This window comes from Bacillus sp. FSL P4-0290 (genome assembly GCF_037975435.1).
Classification (GTDB): Bacteria; Bacillota; Bacilli; order Bacillales; family Bacillaceae; genus Bacillus; species Bacillus subtilis.
In genome coordinates this window covers 1,406,000-1,422,648 of the sequence record NZ_CP150253.1, presented here as the reverse complement: position 1 = coordinate 1,422,648, position 16,649 = coordinate 1,406,000, and the positions used below count along the sequence as shown (strand labels likewise).

The 16,649-nt window shown below is 46.1% G+C and carries 19 protein-coding genes, 1 tRNA gene and 1 pseudogene; 6 read left to right on the top strand and 15 right to left on the bottom strand.

Features of this window, described 5'->3' with window-relative positions; genetic code table 11:
- Positions 1-187 precede the first annotated feature (187 nt).
- From cotQ to MKY10_RS07450, 3 genes and pseudogenes are all read left to right on the top strand, one after another.
- Positions 188-523, top strand: a complete 336-nt coding sequence (cotQ, locus tag MKY10_RS07460) for an inner spore coat protein CotQ (RefSeq protein WP_041351755.1) — start codon at positions 188-190, stop codon at positions 521-523.
- A 228-nt stretch (positions 524-751) separates the two neighbouring features.
- Positions 752-1,138: pseudogene (locus tag MKY10_RS07455) on the top strand (GNAT family N-acetyltransferase).
- A 183-nt stretch (positions 1,139-1,321) separates the two neighbouring features.
- Entirely contained in the window at positions 1,322-2,143 is an 822-nt protein-coding gene (locus MKY10_RS07450; RefSeq protein ID WP_003229586.1) for a YsnF/AvaK domain-containing protein, read from the top strand.
- A 57-nt stretch (positions 2,144-2,200) separates the two neighbouring features.
- Here MKY10_RS07450 and MKY10_RS07445 read toward each other — a convergent pair.
- Together MKY10_RS07445 and MKY10_RS07440 are read right to left on the bottom strand one after the other, a co-directional pair.
- Positions 2,201-2,317 (bottom strand) — tRNA-Arg (locus MKY10_RS07445).
- A gap of 111 nt (positions 2,318-2,428) precedes the next feature.
- On the bottom strand, positions 2,429-3,232 hold the full coding sequence (locus MKY10_RS07440; protein ID WP_339226363.1) for a helix-turn-helix domain-containing protein: 804 nt from the start codon (positions 3,230-3,232) through the stop codon (positions 2,429-2,431).
- 130 nt (positions 3,233-3,362) lie between these two features.
- Here MKY10_RS07440 and MKY10_RS07435 point away from each other — a divergent pair, with 130 nt between their 5' ends.
- Positions 3,363-3,569, top strand: coding sequence for a helix-turn-helix transcriptional regulator (locus MKY10_RS07435; RefSeq protein ID WP_339226361.1), 207 nt, complete (start codon positions 3,363-3,365; stop codon positions 3,567-3,569).
- 8 nt (positions 3,570-3,577) lie between these two features.
- On the opposite strand, the gene MKY10_RS07430 is transcribed toward MKY10_RS07435, so the two are convergent.
- From MKY10_RS07430 to MKY10_RS07420, 3 genes are read right to left on the bottom strand one after another with little or no spacing between them, the layout of a single operon-like run.
- The gene (locus MKY10_RS07430) at positions 3,578-4,210 is read right to left on the bottom strand and encodes a hypothetical protein (protein WP_339226359.1); all 633 of its coding nucleotides are present in this window, start codon (positions 4,208-4,210) and stop codon (positions 3,578-3,580) included.
- Positions 4,197-5,351, bottom strand: coding sequence for an FtsK/SpoIIIE domain-containing protein (locus MKY10_RS07425; RefSeq protein ID WP_339226483.1), 1,155 nt, complete (start codon positions 5,349-5,351; stop codon positions 4,197-4,199). The genes MKY10_RS07430 and MKY10_RS07425 overlap by 14 nt, the downstream gene beginning before the upstream one ends.
- Entirely contained in the window at positions 5,348-5,635 is a 288-nt protein-coding gene (locus MKY10_RS07420) for a hypothetical protein (RefSeq protein WP_339226357.1), read from the bottom strand. Before MKY10_RS07420 ends, MKY10_RS07425 begins: the two co-directional genes overlap by 4 nt.
- Before the next feature lie 280 nt (positions 5,636-5,915).
- On the opposite strand from MKY10_RS07420, the gene MKY10_RS07415 reads away from it, so the two are divergent.
- On the top strand, positions 5,916-6,140 hold the full coding sequence (locus tag MKY10_RS07415) for a transcriptional regulator (protein ID WP_339226355.1): 225 nt from the start codon (positions 5,916-5,918) through the stop codon (positions 6,138-6,140).
- A 45-nt stretch (positions 6,141-6,185) separates the two neighbouring features.
- Complete coding sequence (locus MKY10_RS07410; protein WP_339226353.1) at positions 6,186-6,521, top strand: YolD-like family protein; 336 nt, start codon at positions 6,186-6,188, stop codon at positions 6,519-6,521.
- 18 nt (positions 6,522-6,539) lie between these two features.
- Here the strand turns inward: MKY10_RS07410 and MKY10_RS07405 are convergent, their stop codons facing one another.
- The 10 genes from MKY10_RS07405 to MKY10_RS07360 all read right to left on the bottom strand — a co-directional run bounded on the left by MKY10_RS07405 (position 6,540) and on the right by MKY10_RS07360 (position 14,818).
- Positions 6,540-7,091, bottom strand: coding sequence for a hypothetical protein (locus tag MKY10_RS07405; protein ID WP_339226351.1), 552 nt, complete (start codon positions 7,089-7,091; stop codon positions 6,540-6,542).
- A gap of 125 nt (positions 7,092-7,216) precedes the next feature.
- Positions 7,217-7,474, bottom strand: a complete 258-nt coding sequence (locus tag MKY10_RS07400; RefSeq protein ID WP_339225960.1) for a holin — start codon at positions 7,472-7,474, stop codon at positions 7,217-7,219.
- Positions 7,475-7,492: 18 nt separating this feature from the next.
- Complete coding sequence (locus tag MKY10_RS07395; protein ID WP_339225961.1) at positions 7,493-8,437, bottom strand: N-acetylmuramoyl-L-alanine amidase; 945 nt, start codon at positions 8,435-8,437, stop codon at positions 7,493-7,495.
- Between the two features lie 67 nt (positions 8,438-8,504).
- On the bottom strand, positions 8,505-8,771 hold the full coding sequence (locus tag MKY10_RS07390) for a hemolysin XhlA family protein (RefSeq protein ID WP_088110622.1): 267 nt from the start codon (positions 8,769-8,771) through the stop codon (positions 8,505-8,507).
- A 22-nt stretch (positions 8,772-8,793) separates the two neighbouring features.
- Positions 8,794-9,093, bottom strand: a complete 300-nt coding sequence (locus tag MKY10_RS07385; RefSeq protein ID WP_250623237.1) for an XkdX family protein — start codon at positions 9,091-9,093, stop codon at positions 8,794-8,796.
- A gap of 1 nt (position 9,094) precedes the next feature.
- Complete coding sequence (locus MKY10_RS07380; RefSeq protein WP_339225962.1) at positions 9,095-9,463, bottom strand: XkdW family protein; 369 nt, start codon at positions 9,461-9,463, stop codon at positions 9,095-9,097.
- Between the two features lie 12 nt (positions 9,464-9,475).
- The gene (locus tag MKY10_RS07375) at positions 9,476-10,906 is read right to left on the bottom strand and encodes a hypothetical protein (RefSeq protein WP_339225963.1); all 1,431 of its coding nucleotides are present in this window, start codon (positions 10,904-10,906) and stop codon (positions 9,476-9,478) included.
- Between the two features lie 17 nt (positions 10,907-10,923).
- Complete coding sequence (locus tag MKY10_RS07370) at positions 10,924-13,371, bottom strand: phage tail protein (protein WP_339226481.1); 2,448 nt, start codon at positions 13,369-13,371, stop codon at positions 10,924-10,926.
- A gap of 14 nt (positions 13,372-13,385) precedes the next feature.
- Positions 13,386-14,216 (bottom strand): phage tail domain-containing protein, encoded by an 831-nt coding sequence (locus tag MKY10_RS07365; protein ID WP_088110617.1) that lies wholly within the window; start codon positions 14,214-14,216, stop codon positions 13,386-13,388.
- Positions 14,216-14,818, bottom strand: a complete 603-nt coding sequence (locus MKY10_RS07360) for a transglycosylase SLT domain-containing protein (RefSeq protein ID WP_339226479.1) — start codon at positions 14,816-14,818, stop codon at positions 14,216-14,218. Before MKY10_RS07360 ends, MKY10_RS07365 begins: the two co-directional genes overlap by 1 nt.
- Between the last annotated feature and the right edge of the window lie 1,831 nt (positions 14,819-16,649).

The following is a 16,649-nucleotide window of genomic DNA, read 5'->3' as shown; positions in this document are numbered from 1 at the left end:
TTAATCTATCAAGAATAAACCAGAATTATTTAATTTTATATAAACATGTAAGATTTTATAACACGCTATGGTTCGTATATGGATTGAGTCTGACAGATCATCTTGCAATCCATTTCAATTTCGGATAGGCACTTCTCTTGTTCCCTCGGCATACATTAATGATATCTTGCAAAGAAAAGGTGATACGATGAATAAATCATTAGCAGACATGCAAGGATTCCCTGCAGGCTTCCCAAGCTTCCCGAGCTTTCCGCAGCAGTACTATCCTGCTACCCCTGCCTTCTACCAGCAAAGCCAGCAGCCATTTGGAGGCTACGGATACGGACAGCCGTTCAGCCAGGCATACAGCCCGTTAACCACTCCCTCTGGAATGTACTCCTCATTCCCATACGCTTCAGGATTTTACGGACAGCAATTTTCAGGTGCAGGCTTTAGCGGCCATGGCGGCAGCTTAAGTGCTCCAGCGATACATGCCGGCGGATTCAGCGGGGCGCCAGGCGTACACGGAGGCTTTAGATATTAAAGAAGACCACAAGGGCCGAACATCTATTGCGGTCCTTTTATTGTTTTAAAACGACTTCACAAATACAGTCACATTTTCTGTCTTTATATTTGGAAACAGGATGGGATGAATTGAACGATATTCTGCACAACCCGTAAGTTTTCGAGGAGGAATAAAATTGCATATAAAAATATAGACGATTTAACTGGACGTCAGGTGGTCTCACTTGTGAATGAGCATTTACATAGCATGACGCTTATGTCCCCGCCAGAAAGCATTCATGCCTTAGGTTTAGAAAAACTAAGAGGGCCTAGAATAACATTTTGGAGTGCATAGGAAGGTGATGAACTAGCTGGCTGCGGAGCGCTAAAAGAACTGGACACCCGGCATGGAGAAATCAAATCAATGCGAACATCTGCATCACATTTAAGAAAAGGCGTTGCCAAACAAGTTCTCCAGCACATCATTGAAGAAGCCGAGAAGCGAGGCTATGAGCGGTTAAGCTTAGAAACGGGTTCAATGGCTTCATTTGAGCCGGCAAGAAAATTGTATGAAAGCTTCGGTTTCCAGTATTGTGAACCGTTTGCAGACTACGATGAAGATCCAAACAGTGTGTTTATGACGAAGGAATTGTGAGACGATTTTATAAGGATAGATAAGTGCAGGGGAAGGTCTGTCTTATCTATCTTTTTTTATATTCACACATTTTTCACCTTTATGATACACGCCAATGTTTTCAATTTTGTTTAATTCAAAGAACAGCGGGAATTACAAACGACATGAACGATATCATGCAAATTCATAAAGGAGGAGATTGATATGAAAAGCATAGTTGGTGTATACGAAACTCCGCAGGAAACCATCGCAGCGATTGAAGGCTTACTCACAAAAGGCTATGATTCTGATGACATTTCTGTTGTGACAAGTCGGCGAGATACAGATTATTTGGAGTCACGTACAGGAACAGAAGTCAATCAAGCCATCGATGCACATCAGGACGAATCTGAATCTTTTTTCGATAAACTGAAAGATTATTTCACAATGGATGATACTGCTACACACAGCAAAGCATTATCCGACTTGGATATTAAAACTGATGAAATAGACAAGTATCAAGAAGATTTGGATGACGGAAAACTTCTGGTAGCTGTCGATACAGATGCAGATGTAATTGCTCCTATTGATAATGGCAATGCCCTTTCAGGCGGCTTTTCAAGCACAAATGAATTGGATTATACAACGAAAGAAGAAAAAACGATGCCGCTCCGGGAAGAACAGCTGAAGGTCGATAAGGAAGACGTTCAAACCGGCGAAGTAGAAATAGGAAAAGAAGTGAAAACAGAAAAAAGAGATATGGACATTCCGGTGAGACATGATGAAATTTATGTCGAACGCCGTCCAGTGGATGAAAATAAAACGGACGCTGCTCCCGTCAACGATTCGGAAGAGATCAGAGTTCCAATCGTTGAGGAAAAGCTGGAAGTGACTAAAAAACCGGTTGTCACTGATGAAGTGGTTGTCGGCAAACGCACTGTTGAAGAAAATGAACATATTTCTGAAACTGTGAAAAAAGAAGAACCTCGTCTGAATAAAGAAGGAAAAGTTGACGGCTTGGATGATGATCCGTTAAATAACAAATGAAAATCATAAGACGACAACAAAAACCTCAAATCCATTTAGGATTTGAGGTTTTTCTTTTGGTACGTCCCAGGAGAGATTCGAACTCCCGACCGACGGCTTAGAAGGCCTTTCGTTATGTATTCGGTATGTCAAAACGTTGATTCAATCGGATTTCAAGGTCCGACGTACAAACGCTAGTCTTACGTTCATGATCGAATGGTGCCTACGTTCTCTATTATTACGAATAGTAGGCGAAATAGTCAAGCGCAAATATTAATAGAAGAAACTCGCTATGTCAAACGTAGGTCACTCCGCAGATTCAAACGCCTTTCTGAACCGCTCCATAAGCGATCCGCCACGATTTAAGCGCGCCTTAACCGTCCAAGCCGCCTTCCTAAACCCAGCGTATAGGTAATCGTCGAGACGCTTAATTTCGTGCGATTTCGCTTTCATAATCGTTGCGTGCCACGCTTCGACGAAAGGCTCCGCATGTTCTTCGAGTCTGATCGTTCTGTCTACGCTTGCCTTAGCGCGCAAAAGAATTCCGTAGTATTTATAAATTTTATCTGCGTCAAAGTAGCGAGCCATTGCGTTATAGATTTCGTTAGGCAACGCGCCTTTTAACGCTTCAGCCGGTACAGTCGCCGTATCTAATACGTTATTTTGGTTTTTATAACGCTTAATTAAATCCGATGGTTCGTTTTTCGTTTTCGGCGCCTCATCCGTTGGTGCTGTAGGCTTTTCGGCTTGTCCGCGATTGGACATTGTCGACTGGTCATCCGCGCCCCCAACCGGCAGGATCACGATAATATTCGCGCCTTTTCCACCGTTAATCTTCCGCGTCGTAGCGACCTTCTTTACGATACCGAGCCCCGCTAATTTATTCAGCGCCCGTCGCGCCGTCTTAACGGATTTCTCGATTAGGCCCGCCAACGTTTCCGCTTTAAGGTGCGCCGCCCCGCTAAACTTTACCGCGTAACGTGCGATCATCTTAAGCGCCTGGCGATCCGTATCGTTAAGCTCGTATGTATTGCGCTTGATATGTTCGTAAACAGCTTCGTTAAGTTGAGCCGTCGATTCGAACGTTTGGTGTTCCGCTAAGTAATGCATATCGCTACCTCCATATAGTTATGTCGTTATTTTGATTATAGATATTGTTATAACAGTATGTCAATATTTTTATTTACACGATAGCGATATTTCGTTATAATTAACGTATCAGAAAACGGAGGCGATTCGATTGGAACTCTACGTTAAATTGGACGAGATATTAGAAGCCCGCGGATGGACCCGCAAGAAGCTCGCAGAAGAAACGCAGCTTAGACCGAACATAATCAGCGAAATCTGTAACCACCAGCGCACAACTTATAATCGTGAGCATATCGGACGTATTGCGAAAGTTCTTGACATTACGGATATGAACGAATTGTTTGAGTTACGCAATTAAGCCCACGATTAATTCGCGGGCGTTGTCTCTTTCGGCTTTGTTATCGACTGAATAAACGCAGTAAAGGTCGGCGCCTGAAATACCTTAAACGGAAACGAAGGCAATCCGTATCGCGTATCCGACAGAATCAATACGTGCGGAAACATAATCCGTTCGGGATTCTGCCACGGTTCCAGCGCAATAATACCCGACTGGAAAAACGCTTCGTACCGGTCTAACTTTTCGCGCATCTGCTTTTCCGAATAGACTGACCGCTGCACCTCGATAAAGAAAGGCGTCCGCCGATATAGCGCAAATATATCCGGCTCGACCGTACCTTTATCGCCGTACTTCGGCTCCACCAAGAACGACTCCAACGCCTGACCTCGCATCTCTTTATAAACGTTACCTATCGCAAGAAAATGATCGATCTTGGCGCTGTTCTTTTTCATCGTTGTTTCGCCGCCAAAGTAAACGTAAGGCTGGCGCGACGTAGATCGCTGAATATGTCCGTCTCTAAGTAAACGCAGCAGAACGTTATTGGCTGCGTATTTTGGTCTGCGCAAATTTCTGAAATGCAACTCGGCAATCGTATCGCGATCCATTACGCGAAATTTATTAAGATCCGCAATGATCGCTTTATCTCGGTTAGTAAGGGCCATCGATAAACACGTCCTTTTCCGTTAAGATTTCCGGCTCGGCTGCCGGTGGCGTTACGTCTTTGGTCGGTGATTTCATTACGCAGTATGGGTTAAGCAGCGCCTTCGCCTCGTTCATTTCGAGGTACGGCGCCTGTAGTTCGTAGGTTTTGTCGGCAGCCATAATAAACCGCCCGCTTACGTCTAGTTTTTCGGCGCCTGGCGTATTAACGATTCGGGCCTCCGTTATGTCGCGTAGCTTGAAGCCCATGCTTACGGTTAGATTTGCGCGGATAGTCGTATCAAGCGTCTTGGCATTCGGCCGCTGCATCGAAAGAATTGCGAATACTCCTAGCGTCCGACCTATCGCGACGAGCTCCGCTAATACGTCCATGATCTCGGCATCTTTTCTTAATAGAAGAAACTCGTCAATGCAGACGACAATATACGGTCGTTTACGGTCATCCGGGAGCTCATCGATATGGCTTATTTCGAATTGCTCCGTTAGGTTGCTGCGCTCATCTAATTCGCGTTTTATGCTTCGTAACATTCTTCGTATATCTTCCGCGTTTGTTAGAACGCACTGTACATGCTCAACTTTTCGGAATACGTGAAACTCCGATTTCTTACAGTCGGCGAGGTATAACTGCAGCCGGTCGGGTCGGTTCTGTTTTATCAGCGTCGTCAGGATCGACCGTAGCTGCGTTGACTTTCCGCTGCCCGTTTCGCCCGCAATAAGAATATGTGGCTGGGTCAGTAAATCGAAGCTAACGTATCGGCCGTGGCGGTCTTTGCCCGCTATAATGCCGAGCTTGTGGCGCTCAATGACCGGCTGGATCTCCGCAAAGTCATAACGCAATACGGCCGGCATTTCGGCGCTATAAACCGTAAGCACATAACGCTTTAGATCGCCGCTTAGTTCAACGTTACGTCCGAATACTTGCCGGAACACAAATTCCTTTTTCGCGATTTCTTTCGGGTCCATTCCGTTTAGCAACGTAAATACATAACGCGTTCTTTCTTCGTTAATATCAACGTCATGAATTTTCGGATATCGGCGCGCTTCTTTTCCGTTAGACAGCCGTTTGGATGCGTACAGGCCTGCGGCATCAAAGGCGTACTTTAACGTCTGCTTCGCGTGAAGATTGCGCAAGAACCGTTTCATATCGCGTTCAAAAAACGCAGTAGCAACACGGCATACCCCGCCGGCAGGACGAACCGTAAGAGCCCGTTTACTGCGTCTCCAATATACGCAAATTTGCCGCCGAACAAGCGTCCTTCTAGCCAAGCCGCTCCGATACAGACCAAGCCCGCGCCGCCCACTAACGCGTACAAGCCGACTACCTCCGGAGACATATCGAAAAATCCTGCCGCTGTGAATCCACCGGGCACGAACGAAAACGCCCGCGTCATCCCCGCCCTGTCATTCCTTCGTCTCGCTTCGCTCATCTCTCTCACTCCTTAACAAATTTCGTAAACGGCTTCGTTACGGGCGTTAAACGCGATAAAGTGCGGTAGGTTAACACGGTAATAACCGTTACGGAAGTCGTAGCCAAGTGCGGTAACCTTTTCGCAACTATGCCGAACCTGCCCGCACCCTACCGTTTAGCTGCCGTGTAGTTGCCGTTTAATAAACGTTACGCGCTACGGATCGTCCAATATCACAGTTTTTTGCCCACGTTTAACTTTCCGATTTTTTGGACACGCTGATTTTAGGAGGTGTTGTCCGATGTTTGGACTAGGTAAACGACGCAGCCGATTCGGCCGCTTTTTAGATCGAGAAGGAATCGCGCAGGAGGAAGTTCGCCAAAAGGCCGGCATAGGTCACGGCACAATGACGAGCATGTGTAATGATCGCGATTATGCGCCGCGTATTTCAACGTGGGTTAAAGTACAGCGCGCTTTAAGGTCGCTGGGATACGAAGTCGATCGAGAGGATTATTTTGACCGTTGATAATCGAACGCACATTCGCATATAATAAATGCGGAGGTGTTCGCCATGGAGATCGAAGATAAACGGTGGGCGATGCGTATTATATTACCGGAGCACAGAGCCGGCCTAGCGCGCCAAGCCGAAGAGAAACGGAAGGTTGAGAAGCCGCAACTGGCTGTGCAGCAGATCGAGGACATGGAAATAACGGTTGCTGAATCGATGGAGTTCGGTTCGCCGCTCGCATTCGAGCTTTATGACGATGGATACATACGCGAAGTAATTGGCGCAGTACATTACGTAGACCACATACGGAAGGAGTTTCGCGGGAAGGACGCCAAAGGCGATACCAATTTCGTTAGGTTTGCGGATATCATAAACGTAAAAAACGCCCCATCCGATTAAGGACGGGGCTGATTTCATTTATTCTTTAAACACAGCATGCTCAAAATAATGATCGGCGACTGTTTCAAAGTTCTTATACTTAAATTTATCCCAATTTATTTCATCAGCGGTTTTTCGCTCTAATTGAATCGACAAGACTTTTTGAAACGAGGTGTTTCCTTTAGCGTCCTCTAATGGGAATTTCCAAGTTATTATTACTCTTCCGACTGAGGCATCTTCAAATATACGAGGGAATAACTTTTCAGCTTCTTTTAGCATGCCTTTTTTAACCATATTATTCGTTAGATTATTACTACCGTTCAATTCGAGGTTTACGGTTTTTATATTTTTATTTTCGTTATCGACATCATTTGAAATCTCAAGTGAACTTAATTTATCGGTATCATCCGTACCTTTTTCTTTCAGCTCATCCGCAACCAGTGTTTTTATGCCTTCTTCGGTAGCTTTAAATGGAGCATCTTTTTGTGCTACTTCTTCTTTATCCTTATCCTGAGCATCTACATTTACTTCGCTACACCCAGATAAAACTAAAATTAAAACCGACAGCACCGTTATAATTGATTTTCTCATAATAAAAGCTACCTCCGTCGTATGTTAGTAAAATTATACTACGGCGCCAAACTTATACGCAATGAGTTTTTATGTACGCGAGCACCTACGTTATCATACGTAAGCACTCGCTAAAAGTTTCGTTATTATTTCGTTGTGCCTTCGCGCTTGGCTCCGAGTTCAAAAAGACCTGTCGCAGCTAATCCCGCAAAGCCGCCAGCCCATAATCGCAGCACCGAGTCGAGGTCAGTAAACGGATAAGCAACCGCACCAAGTCCGATGCCAATCACGAAGCTTAAAGCCGGGATTACATTAGTCGGAAGCTTAACCGTTTTCTTAACGAGTTGAACAAGCGCCGTTAGAATAGGCGCCAGTACAGTCGCGAAAATTAAAACGTCTTGCATAGTATCGTCTCCCTTTCGTTATTTTACTGTTGCGCCAGTTGATTTCGCAGCGTAGATATTTACTTTTCCGAACTGATCCGTTTTGATCGTATAGACGTCCGTTTGAGGGTTCGCAAGGACTTCGTATTTCAGGCCGCCGAATTTCTTAGGACGCAAGTAGCCGCATTCATTTCCTTTAACCGGCGCTTTGTTAGTCGGATAGATACGCCAAGAATCGGCCGAAGCCGGAAGGTAAACGTATTTCTTTCCTTTAGAGGTTGACGTTGAACCGCCTTTAAGCTTGAGCACCTGCCCAACCGTAATTTTATTCGCGTTCTTGATGCCGTTGTACGATTGAAGCTTCGCCACACTTACGCCTGTTTTCTCCGCAATTTCAGAAAGTGTATCGCCTTTCTTGACGGTATAGGTAGATCCGGAAGCTTTAGGCGCTGATTTCTTCGCGGATGAAGATGACGTTGATTTACCGCCGAGTGCTTTAAGTTCCGCCGCAATATCCGCTTTTACTTCTTCCCAACGATCTTCAGCGAGAACCCTGTGCGGGCAATATTTTCCGGACCAGTCTTGGTGCTTACGTACGCGATCAACGCCCCAGCCACGCTCTTTCAATAATTGCGCGATAAATTTAATCGCAAGCTTTTCGGCCGCTTTGTACCTAGCGCCGCCTGACTTCGAATAGCAAACCTCGACGCCGATAGACGTACGGTTTCCGGAATCTGCTCCGTTACCATCTCCGGTATGCCACGCGTTTCGATCTGTCGGAATGCCTTGTACGACCTCCTTATCGTCCACCGCGAAATGATATGACACTTCGTTGTTGTTTCCGATCATGTACCGAATCTCTGCGTCCGCTGAAGCGTCGTTCGCCGTATTGTGGAACGTAATGTACTTCGCATCCATTGAATACGGACACTTAACGGAATACTTACTTGATGCGACCAGATTCTTGCGTACTGAAATCGCCATTTTATCGTCTCCTTTCGAAATAAAAAAGCCCGCCGGGACTCTCACCTGACGGGCGTAATGCGTTTATTTACGTAAAAAGCGCGATACCTACCGTAAGTAACATTCCTACTACGGTCAGCATCACGCCCCATACCCATTTCGTATTTGCTTTCATGTCCGCTATATCTGCGCGATTCTCTTTCGCCAATGCCAATGCTTCTTCGGATTTCTCGTCAGCACGTTCAGCCTTCGTTTTGACTTCGTTAAAGAAATCGACCTTGGTGTCTATCCGAACCAGCCATTCGCGAATGTCCGCTATTTTATCGTTGAGCTCGTTGTTACTCGGCTCCGACATTATGCGGCCTCCTTTCCGTTATTTACTCAGTCCCAGTAGATCCGTCAGTCGCCCCAGAAGGCCCTTCGCTGGGAGGTTCCGTATCGCCACCGTCAGTGCCATCATTCGTCGGCTCCTCGGTTGCGGGCGGCGTTTCAGCCGGTGGTTCTTCAGGCGAAGGCTCTGCCGGAACAGTTCCAGAATAAACTTCGCCAGTGATTGCGGCATATTGTTCGCGAGAAATTTTACCGAGTTCGACGAACCGTGCGACCTGCTGCTTATCGTAGTAACCTTTCGCGTAATAAAGCTTGATAGCGTTATACAAGAACGTATTCTCCTCCAATTTACAAGACCCCTTTCTCCGTTGTTAACACGATAAGTTCCGCGATAATCTGATGTGCTGTTTCGGCGCCTTCTTTTGCTTTTTTGACTGCTTCGGTTGCTTCGTTTAGTTGCTTGATTAATACCGAGTTCGCCTGCTGCGTCGTTGTAAGTCCGGCTTGTAATTCCTCGACGGAAGTTCCGGAATCAGGCGCAGGCTGTTCGAGGTACTTCTGATAAGCCGCCTCTAATTCTTCCGCAGACGGAATCGGTGCGTCTAGATACCATTGATTTTCGTCTATCCACTGCTGATCGCCATCCACCATTACGACATAGTCACGATTCGCTACCGCATTCGGGAATAAAATGGTCATTGCTAATCCGATATTCATTCGTTAACCTCCTTATATACCCGGCGGTATGTCGCCGATACGGTAGATATCGAAATAGTTGTACCAACCGGAGCCTGACGTAATCGTCAAGTCCTGACCGGCGCCCACGAAGATAAACATTTCGATATAGTCTCCGACTTCTAACGGAACTGTAACACCACTTGCGTAATGGCCTTGGTTGAATTTGTCTGCCGCAGTATTATTAGGATCTTGCCTATTTTGGTGAATTACTTTATATCTAGTGCCGTTTTTGTAAAGGTTAAGCTCAACGTTGTTGTACTGTTTTTTACGGTTGATATATAAACCTGTACCAACCATATACATACCTCGTACCTTTGCGATGAATCGATTATTGGAAGTATTGAACTGCGAGTGAGAATCTGAGATTACGCGATCAAATTTAACCTTTTGAGTAGCGCTTTGTATCAAAGTTTGTTCATTCGTAACTGAAACATTGCACCAAGAGTTATTACCGAACAGGCTGTGCCACTTACTCCATCCAGTCGTAGAATAATAAGTTCGCACCCAACCGCCGGTGTATCCAATGTTGTTACCGGCGCCCATGAAGTGCTGCGCCATACGTCCAGAAGAATACTTTATCGTCATAGCAAATCCGTATGTCATGGGAAAACCCGTCTTTCCCTCGTCATTAACTGTTTGAACGGTTACTCCGATCGGGTACGTATCTCCGCTGGCCGTTGCATCGGTTAACGTAAGCTGAGACTTGTTGAGATTAATTGTCTCCGAAGTAATTGCGGCAATAGCTGCCTCGGTTGTTGCTTTATCTGCAACCGCAGCCCAAGGCATCCAAGCGCTCGCTCCGACTCCGAAGTTTCTATAATAGATATTTTTATAGTCATTAGCTGTAGCCGAGCTTCTATACGGAATAAAAACTTGCAGCGTGCCGCTACTATTGTTCGACTTTATAACTTGTAAAAAAGCCGTCCTGTAAATCGGCATGTTTAGTATCGTCGGGTTAGTCGCGTCTGTTCCGGGAATCAAATAATAAAAACCAGGCGTTGTTAGATCGTTTAGATCTCCGGAGGTTACGGACGTAGCAAACCCTTCGTCTGTCGTCAGTTTGAACAGCTGCCCGTTATCTGTTTTCTGCGCGTATCTATCCAAGCGATTTTTAAGCGAAGTATCCGTCGTACCATCGTAATTGGTCCGTGCCGCAACAACCTCCGCATTACTATCGCCCTTACTCGCTTCGATTACGAGGTTATCAACGTATGCATTGACCGCTTTTAACGCCGTGTCTACGTTAGTTCCTTCGTAACTTATTTGCGATGCCGAGTGCGCGATTTTAGCGTTTTCGTGCGTATCTAAATCGCTGCTTTGCTTATTTAACGCATCCTCGATGGTTTGCGCGTCTTGTTCTTGTTGCTTAAGGCGCGTCGCGTTCTCGTTCGGAGAATACGTTTTTATTAATTTAATCGCCATGATCGTCCTCCTTTGCGTTAATCTGACGGATTGGCCGTCATTAGTAAAACGGATATTTTCGAGCCGGCCGTAACGTACGTACTGTTCGGAGCTATCCGCGCTCCGTTACGCGCAAAACCTAACGTTAAAATATTGCTCGTATCGCCGCCCGGATTTAAATCGGTACCCACGAGCACATTCGCCGCTTTCAGGTTGATGTCCGCTTCTACTTGCGCATGTAACAGACTGTAGTAATTTTCGTTAAGCGTGACCCTCAGATCGTTTCCGCTAATTACTACACTGGTTACGAGGTTCTGTTGCGTCGCTACGTATCTAGCCGCATTTGAAACCGTCCAAGCCGTGCCTGTATATTCGAGAATCAGCGTTTGAGTGACCGCCCGCAGTTTCTTTGTTGCGTCATCGTTTGCGTAAAGATCCGTGTTAAAGCTGGCGCTCGTATTTAGCTTCTCGGCAGGCTCGCGATACGCGTAAATTTTCGCAATACGTTTACCGACTGCCCCCGTCGCATAGCCCGTCATAACCGTTCGAGTTTTCGTATTTGGATCGACGTAAACGTGAACGCCCTCAGGCTCTCGGAAACCGTCCTCCCAACTAATCGCCGTATTCTTCGCAAAGATAATCCGCTTTTCATAAATCGTCGTGTTCCCGCGAATATCATAGACGCGAAGCATGTTCGGTTCGGTCGCTTCGTTTGCGTCGCCCGTATACCAATAGACATACGGATAGTCCATATACGCGCCCTGAAAGATCGTGCCCGACGGAAGATCAACCGTCATTTCGTCTACCGTTTTTAGAACGTCTTTTCTAGCGCTTTCTAGGTCTTGCGCGACGACTTTGTTTTCGCGACGGAAGAATAGTAGATTGTGTTCGATGTCTAGCGAAACGACCGTGTATTCTTCGCCGCCGAGGTTTTTGGTCCGCTGAATGCTCGGATCGTTGTATCGAATGGATGCGCCTGGCTGATACGGAAAACGAGCGATTGTATGCGTTCGTTCTACATCCGACGTATAATAATGGCTCCAGATGTACATTTTGCCTTCGGATGCCGACCAATCGAGACCGATATTCGTTCCGTGACCGCCTTCGAGACAGACCATATAGTCGAGCATCTTTCCAGATAGATCCATTCGCGTAATCACAAACGATTCCATGTTCGGATTTTTGCCTTCACCGTTCCACACTTGCGTCGCGTATATTTGATTGTTTACACGATCGATGTTGAACGATTGTAGGACCGTCGAGTGCGCTAAATTAAGTCGTGCATATAACTCCGGCGATTGCTTCGTAAAATCTACGTAAGTGGCCGCTTCTAGAACCTGCGTTGTGGTCGTCATATCGCTTGAAATCTCGCGCCGTATTTCGTTGGTGCGCGCCTGTATATAATTTTCCTGATTACGAATCCGCAGCATCTCTTCGACTTGCATATCGAGCACCGATTTACTTACGTTTGCCAGCGTTAATTCTGGCGCATCGTAGGGATCTAACGGATTGTACGTCATCTCAACGATCCGAACTGTATCTTCGTACGTAGTTCCGGCGATAAGTGTATCCGCGATTACGTTGATTGAATCACCGATATCAAATTCGTCTTCGCGGCCATCCAGCAACGGATCATAAAACGCGATTGGCGTGACCGATATCGTTATTTGCGGATAAGGATTGACGATTTCCTTCAGCGCAGCTTCCATGCTCGACTTTGACGTATATCGATCGTCAACTATCGAAGCCGCATACCGAGGTCGGCCGTCGAGTAAAAAGTAGTTCTCATCCGGGTGGATATACTGAAACGGTTCAAACGCATATTTGCCGGTATTCTCGTCTTTCTTACCGAATCCCCAAGCCCGCGTCGTAATGTTTTGCGAGGAAGTTTTAATCGTTATGCCTTGGATGTTATACCGCGTATCCAGCTTAAAGTTTCGCGCCTGCCCGAGCTTTTTGTAAACGTAGATCATATCGTTATCGACTGCGAGCTCGACTTTGTAGTCCTCGACAATTTCGTCCATAAGTTCGATGCCGTTTTTGTTACCGAAGTTTTCTTGAACTACGGATGATATATTTGCCGCATCGCTTGAAATATCGTATCTAAATCCGCTACCCGATAACGTATGGCTCAGCGCCTTGGATAGCGAAAGTGTTCCGGATAGTTCTTCGTTGACGAAATGGTTATTGAGCCGCATCGTGTACATGTGGTGAGCCGTTATGACTTTCGTTAAAGACTCGTCGACTTGCTCCTTTTCAACGTCCGTAATGAAATAGCGCTGTGCTCCGTATGTCTTTTCGTCTACTATCAGTACGTTAGTTTCCGTTAATAGATTAAATGCGAGTTGGTTGTCATACGTAAGCTCGATCGTAAAGCTAAGTTCTTTCTTGCCGTCCGTCCCTACTTTGAGAGACGGCGCTACATCTATATCGAGAATTTCCTGTTGTTCTCCGGTATCTACCGACTGTACGAATAGTTGTTTGATAGGCCGCCCCTCCTTTATTTATAGTAGAAACGTGTTTTGAATCGAATATCGACCGCGCTCGCATTTTGTACGTAAAAGCTGTTATAGCCGGGCGCCATAGACGGAAAACGACCGGAGGTTTTAACCCCGGCCGAATCGTTTACAAATACGTATTGTCGCCTAATTTCAACTTTTTGCGTTGAGTTAAGCGTTGTCTTTATCGTTAATGATTCGCCTGTCGTGCGATTGGCGATCGTTATATTAGTGCCGGCCAAATACATCTCGACCTTATAGTCGTGCTCCGTCGGATAAATCGTAACGTCCGACGCGTTGTAGACTTTAAAATCTGCTACGTCCTTAAACCGGTAAGGAATGTCGTTCTGATCCGGAATGTTCATGCCCGGAAAAAAGTGCTCGCCGGCAACGTTTAGCGCAGTCTCTGACGTATACTTTGATTCCGACAGACCATCTAGCGCGATGAATTCGAGTTCGATTTCTTTGTAGTTTTTCTCCCGATTCTTTTCGCGATCAAATACGTCATCACACACGACTTTCCAACGAACACCGGGCGTAAAAGTATGCGTAATGTAGTACGGTACGTCTTGAACGAAAAGCTTCGCAAGAGCATCCCGATATAAATAGAAATGCTCCGGCGATCTTGCGGACAATAGAAAAACGGCCTTGATTTTGCGCTCTTTGTACTTCACTCGTCGTTGGCGCTGAACAAGACCGTTCCTATTCGCTAAATCTAACGTGGTTCTACCGATGCTCGGAGACTCCGGCGTAAAGCTTTGAAGCCTAACGAAAGGGAGTAGGCTTCGTAGCGATTGGTCGCCGTCTCCCTGATCTATTAACAAATCGAACATTACCTAACCCCCTTCGAAAACTTCTTGGCGTTCATAATGCGTGCGCTGCGATTGTCTAACGCCTTGCCGTCAAGATAAACCGCCGTGTCTTTATCGCCAAGCGCTTTTGTGGCGTTTAGCTGTTCGCTAGAAATCGCGTTTTGTTTTTCGAGCAAGCTAATAAGCTGCGCAGTAAGAGCCACGCTTTGACCTTCGTTTGAAACGCCGAGCTTATCGCCCGTTGATTTCCAAAGCTGAATCGCACGTTGACGGTTGTTCTGCAACGGAATAACCGCTTCCGGTCCTTCTTCCGCAACCCAAGCGAGCTGCTTCTGCGTTACGATGTCACCGATTTTGTAACCTTTGTACGGACCGCCTGCGCGCATAGACTTGATGCCTGGCGTATTGAATACCGTTCTGTAGCGCGAAATGATATACCGAATGGCTGCAACCGCGTTGTGTACCGGATTCATGATGTCGCCCATGCCTTTCATCTTATGCGAATCAAACGTTGTTCTAATTGTCTGCATAAGCCCCATCGATGGCGTTCCGCGCTTCCAGTTGATGTCCCACTTGTTAATCGTAGACGGACCGGTACGTCCTCCGGATTCCTTCATCGCCATAGTCGTTAAAGGACCGAACCAGTTGCTCGGAACTTTCGTAATCTCCATCGCTTTACGAATCCACTGTTTAACGTTGCCGGTCGCTTTTTCTCCGCTACCGAAGCCGCCGCCAAAATCATCGATCTGCTTCTTAACGAAACCGACCATTGACGACTTAACCTTTTCGTAAGCCCCTTTCGCCATGTTGCCGAATACGCCGGAGATTTCCGGAAGCTTTAGGCCGAGACTGCCGACAACTTTCGAGATTAGCTTCTCCGGATCGGAAACGTAATCCCATACGTCAAACGCGAATTCTTTGACTTTGTTAACGGCACCCTTCGCGACATTTACGACTTTGTCTTTCGCGCCTGAAACTGCGTCGACGCCTTGTTCGAATAGGTTTTTCTTTTTCGTACCGTTATTGTAGGCCGGGATGCCTTGCGCAATAAGCTTTTTCGTCATATCGTGTGGAATGACTTGCGTACCTTTCGGAAGATTAAAGAGCGTATCTCTGCCTGGGCTTAACCCGGTGAATCCGGAAGGTGTACGGAATAACTCAGGGCCGCCGCCATCGCCTAAGATAGCTGGGCCGCCTGGATGTCCGCCTGCTGACGTACCTTTCGCGTATCTAGGAATCTCTAATTTCGGAATGTAGTGTTTTTTATCAACGCCGATTAGTCCGAGAACCTTATTGATACCTTTTTGCGTAAGTCCGTTTACGATGCCTTCGAATCCGCCGATCATCTTATTTCCGAGGGCTTTAACGCCATCTACCGCTTTGCCCGCCATGTTTTTAATCCCATCGCCAATTTTTCCTGGAAGGGCTTTAGCGTTTGAAACCATCTTGTCAAAAGTTTCAACCGCAAAATCTTTTATTCGTTTAAAGAAATTTTTAGTATTTCCCCACAAAGAGTTCCAAGCGCTTACCACACCATCGACTACTTTTCCTGCCAGGTTTTTAACAGTTCCCCATATACTGTTCCATATACTCTTCAGAAATCCCCATATCGCATTAAAAACAGAAGAAGTTACAGACTTTATTAGGTTCCACGCAGTTGTAACAGCTAATAAAACTAAGTTAACGGCACCTTGTATAACAGAACCAATAATTGTCCACACGCTCTTCAGTATCCCTAAAACCGCGTTCCAAACACCTTGCCAATCTCCTTTTAGTACCGAAGAGAAAAGCTTGATGATATTTGTAACTAAATTAAGAGCTCCTTGAATAACGCCGACAATTACCGGAAAAACAATCTGAACAACTTGCAGTATGAAACGAATTGCTGGAATGACTACGTTTTGAATAATTATTGCTACACCCTTCAATATCGCAATGATAACTGGGACTGCCGCTTGGATAATCGCTAGAACAACAGGGAAAACCGCTTGAACCACGCTAAGTACAAGAGGTAATACATTAGTTACGAGATCTTTGATTACGGTAGCGAGTAATTTGATTATCGCAACAACAATCGGTAATGCTGCTTGTATGATTGTCAGGACTGCAGGGAAAATCGCCTGAACGGCGCTCAATAATATCGGAAGTACCTGAGTCGCGATCATTTGAATTATCGGCACGATTGCTTGAATAAGACTCAAAGCTACTGGAAATACCGCTTGGACTACGTTCAGAATAATCGGCAGTAATGACGTAAACCCTTGAACAAGTACCGGAAGCACTGCCGTTACGATTGACGTAATTATTTGCAGCATTGAACCTTGTACTTGCGCCCACACGCTCACTAGTCCGCCAACCAGGCTGATGATTCCCGGAAGAACTTGCGCAAAAGCACCCGCCAATTCTCCGAGTAAAGGCGTAATTTGAACAACCGCATCAGAAAACGCAGCTCCT

What these genes read in the sequence shown, in the direction of transcription:
- MKY10_RS07380 (WP_339225962.1), bottom strand. Translation starts at nt 9,463, where the DNA reads ATGAATATCGGATTAGCAATGACCATTTTATTCCCGAATGCGGTAGCG.
- MKY10_RS07405 (WP_339226351.1), bottom strand. Translation starts at nt 7,091, where the DNA reads ATGAGAAAATCAATTATAACGGTGCTGTCGGTTTTAATTTTAGTTTTA.
- MKY10_RS07415 (WP_339226355.1), top strand. Translation starts at nt 5,916, where the DNA reads ATGTTTGGACTAGGTAAACGACGCAGCCGATTCGGCCGCTTTTTAGAT.
- cotQ (WP_041351755.1), top strand. Translation starts at nt 188, where the DNA reads ATGAATAAATCATTAGCAGACATGCAAGGATTCCCTGCAGGCTTCCCA.
- MKY10_RS07440 (WP_339226363.1), bottom strand. Translation starts at nt 3,232, where the DNA reads ATGCATTACTTAGCGGAACACCAAACGTTCGAATCGACGGCTCAACTT.
- MKY10_RS07420 (WP_339226357.1), bottom strand. Translation starts at nt 5,635, where the DNA reads ATGAGCGAAGCGAGACGAAGGAATGACAGGGCGGGGATGACGCGGGCG.
- MKY10_RS07425 (WP_339226483.1), bottom strand. Translation starts at nt 5,351, where the DNA reads ATGAAACGGTTCTTGCGCAATCTTCACGCGAAGCAGACGTTAAAGTAC.
- MKY10_RS07365 (WP_088110617.1), bottom strand. Translation starts at nt 14,216, where the DNA reads ATGTTCGATTTGTTAATAGATCAGGGAGACGGCGACCAATCGCTACGA.
- MKY10_RS07400 (WP_339225960.1), bottom strand. Translation starts at nt 7,474, where the DNA reads ATGCAAGACGTTTTAATTTTCGCGACTGTACTGGCGCCTATTCTAACG.
- MKY10_RS07360 (WP_339226479.1), bottom strand. Translation starts at nt 14,818, where the DNA reads ATGGCGATGAAGGAATCCGGAGGACGTACCGGTCCGTCTACGATTAAC.
- MKY10_RS07430 (WP_339226359.1), bottom strand. Translation starts at nt 4,210, where the DNA reads ATGGCCCTTACTAACCGAGATAAAGCGATCATTGCGGATCTTAATAAA.
- MKY10_RS07450 (WP_003229586.1), top strand. Translation starts at nt 1,322, where the DNA reads ATGAAAAGCATAGTTGGTGTATACGAAACTCCGCAGGAAACCATCGCA.
- MKY10_RS07395 (WP_339225961.1), bottom strand. Translation starts at nt 8,437, where the DNA reads ATGGCGATTTCAGTACGCAAGAATCTGGTCGCATCAAGTAAGTATTCC.
- MKY10_RS07390 (WP_088110622.1), bottom strand. Translation starts at nt 8,771, where the DNA reads ATGTCGGAGCCGAGTAACAACGAGCTCAACGATAAAATAGCGGACATT.
- MKY10_RS07375 (WP_339225963.1), bottom strand. Translation starts at nt 10,906, where the DNA reads ATGGCGATTAAATTAATAAAAACGTATTCTCCGAACGAGAACGCGACG.
- MKY10_RS07410 (WP_339226353.1), top strand. Translation starts at nt 6,186, where the DNA reads ATGGAGATCGAAGATAAACGGTGGGCGATGCGTATTATATTACCGGAG.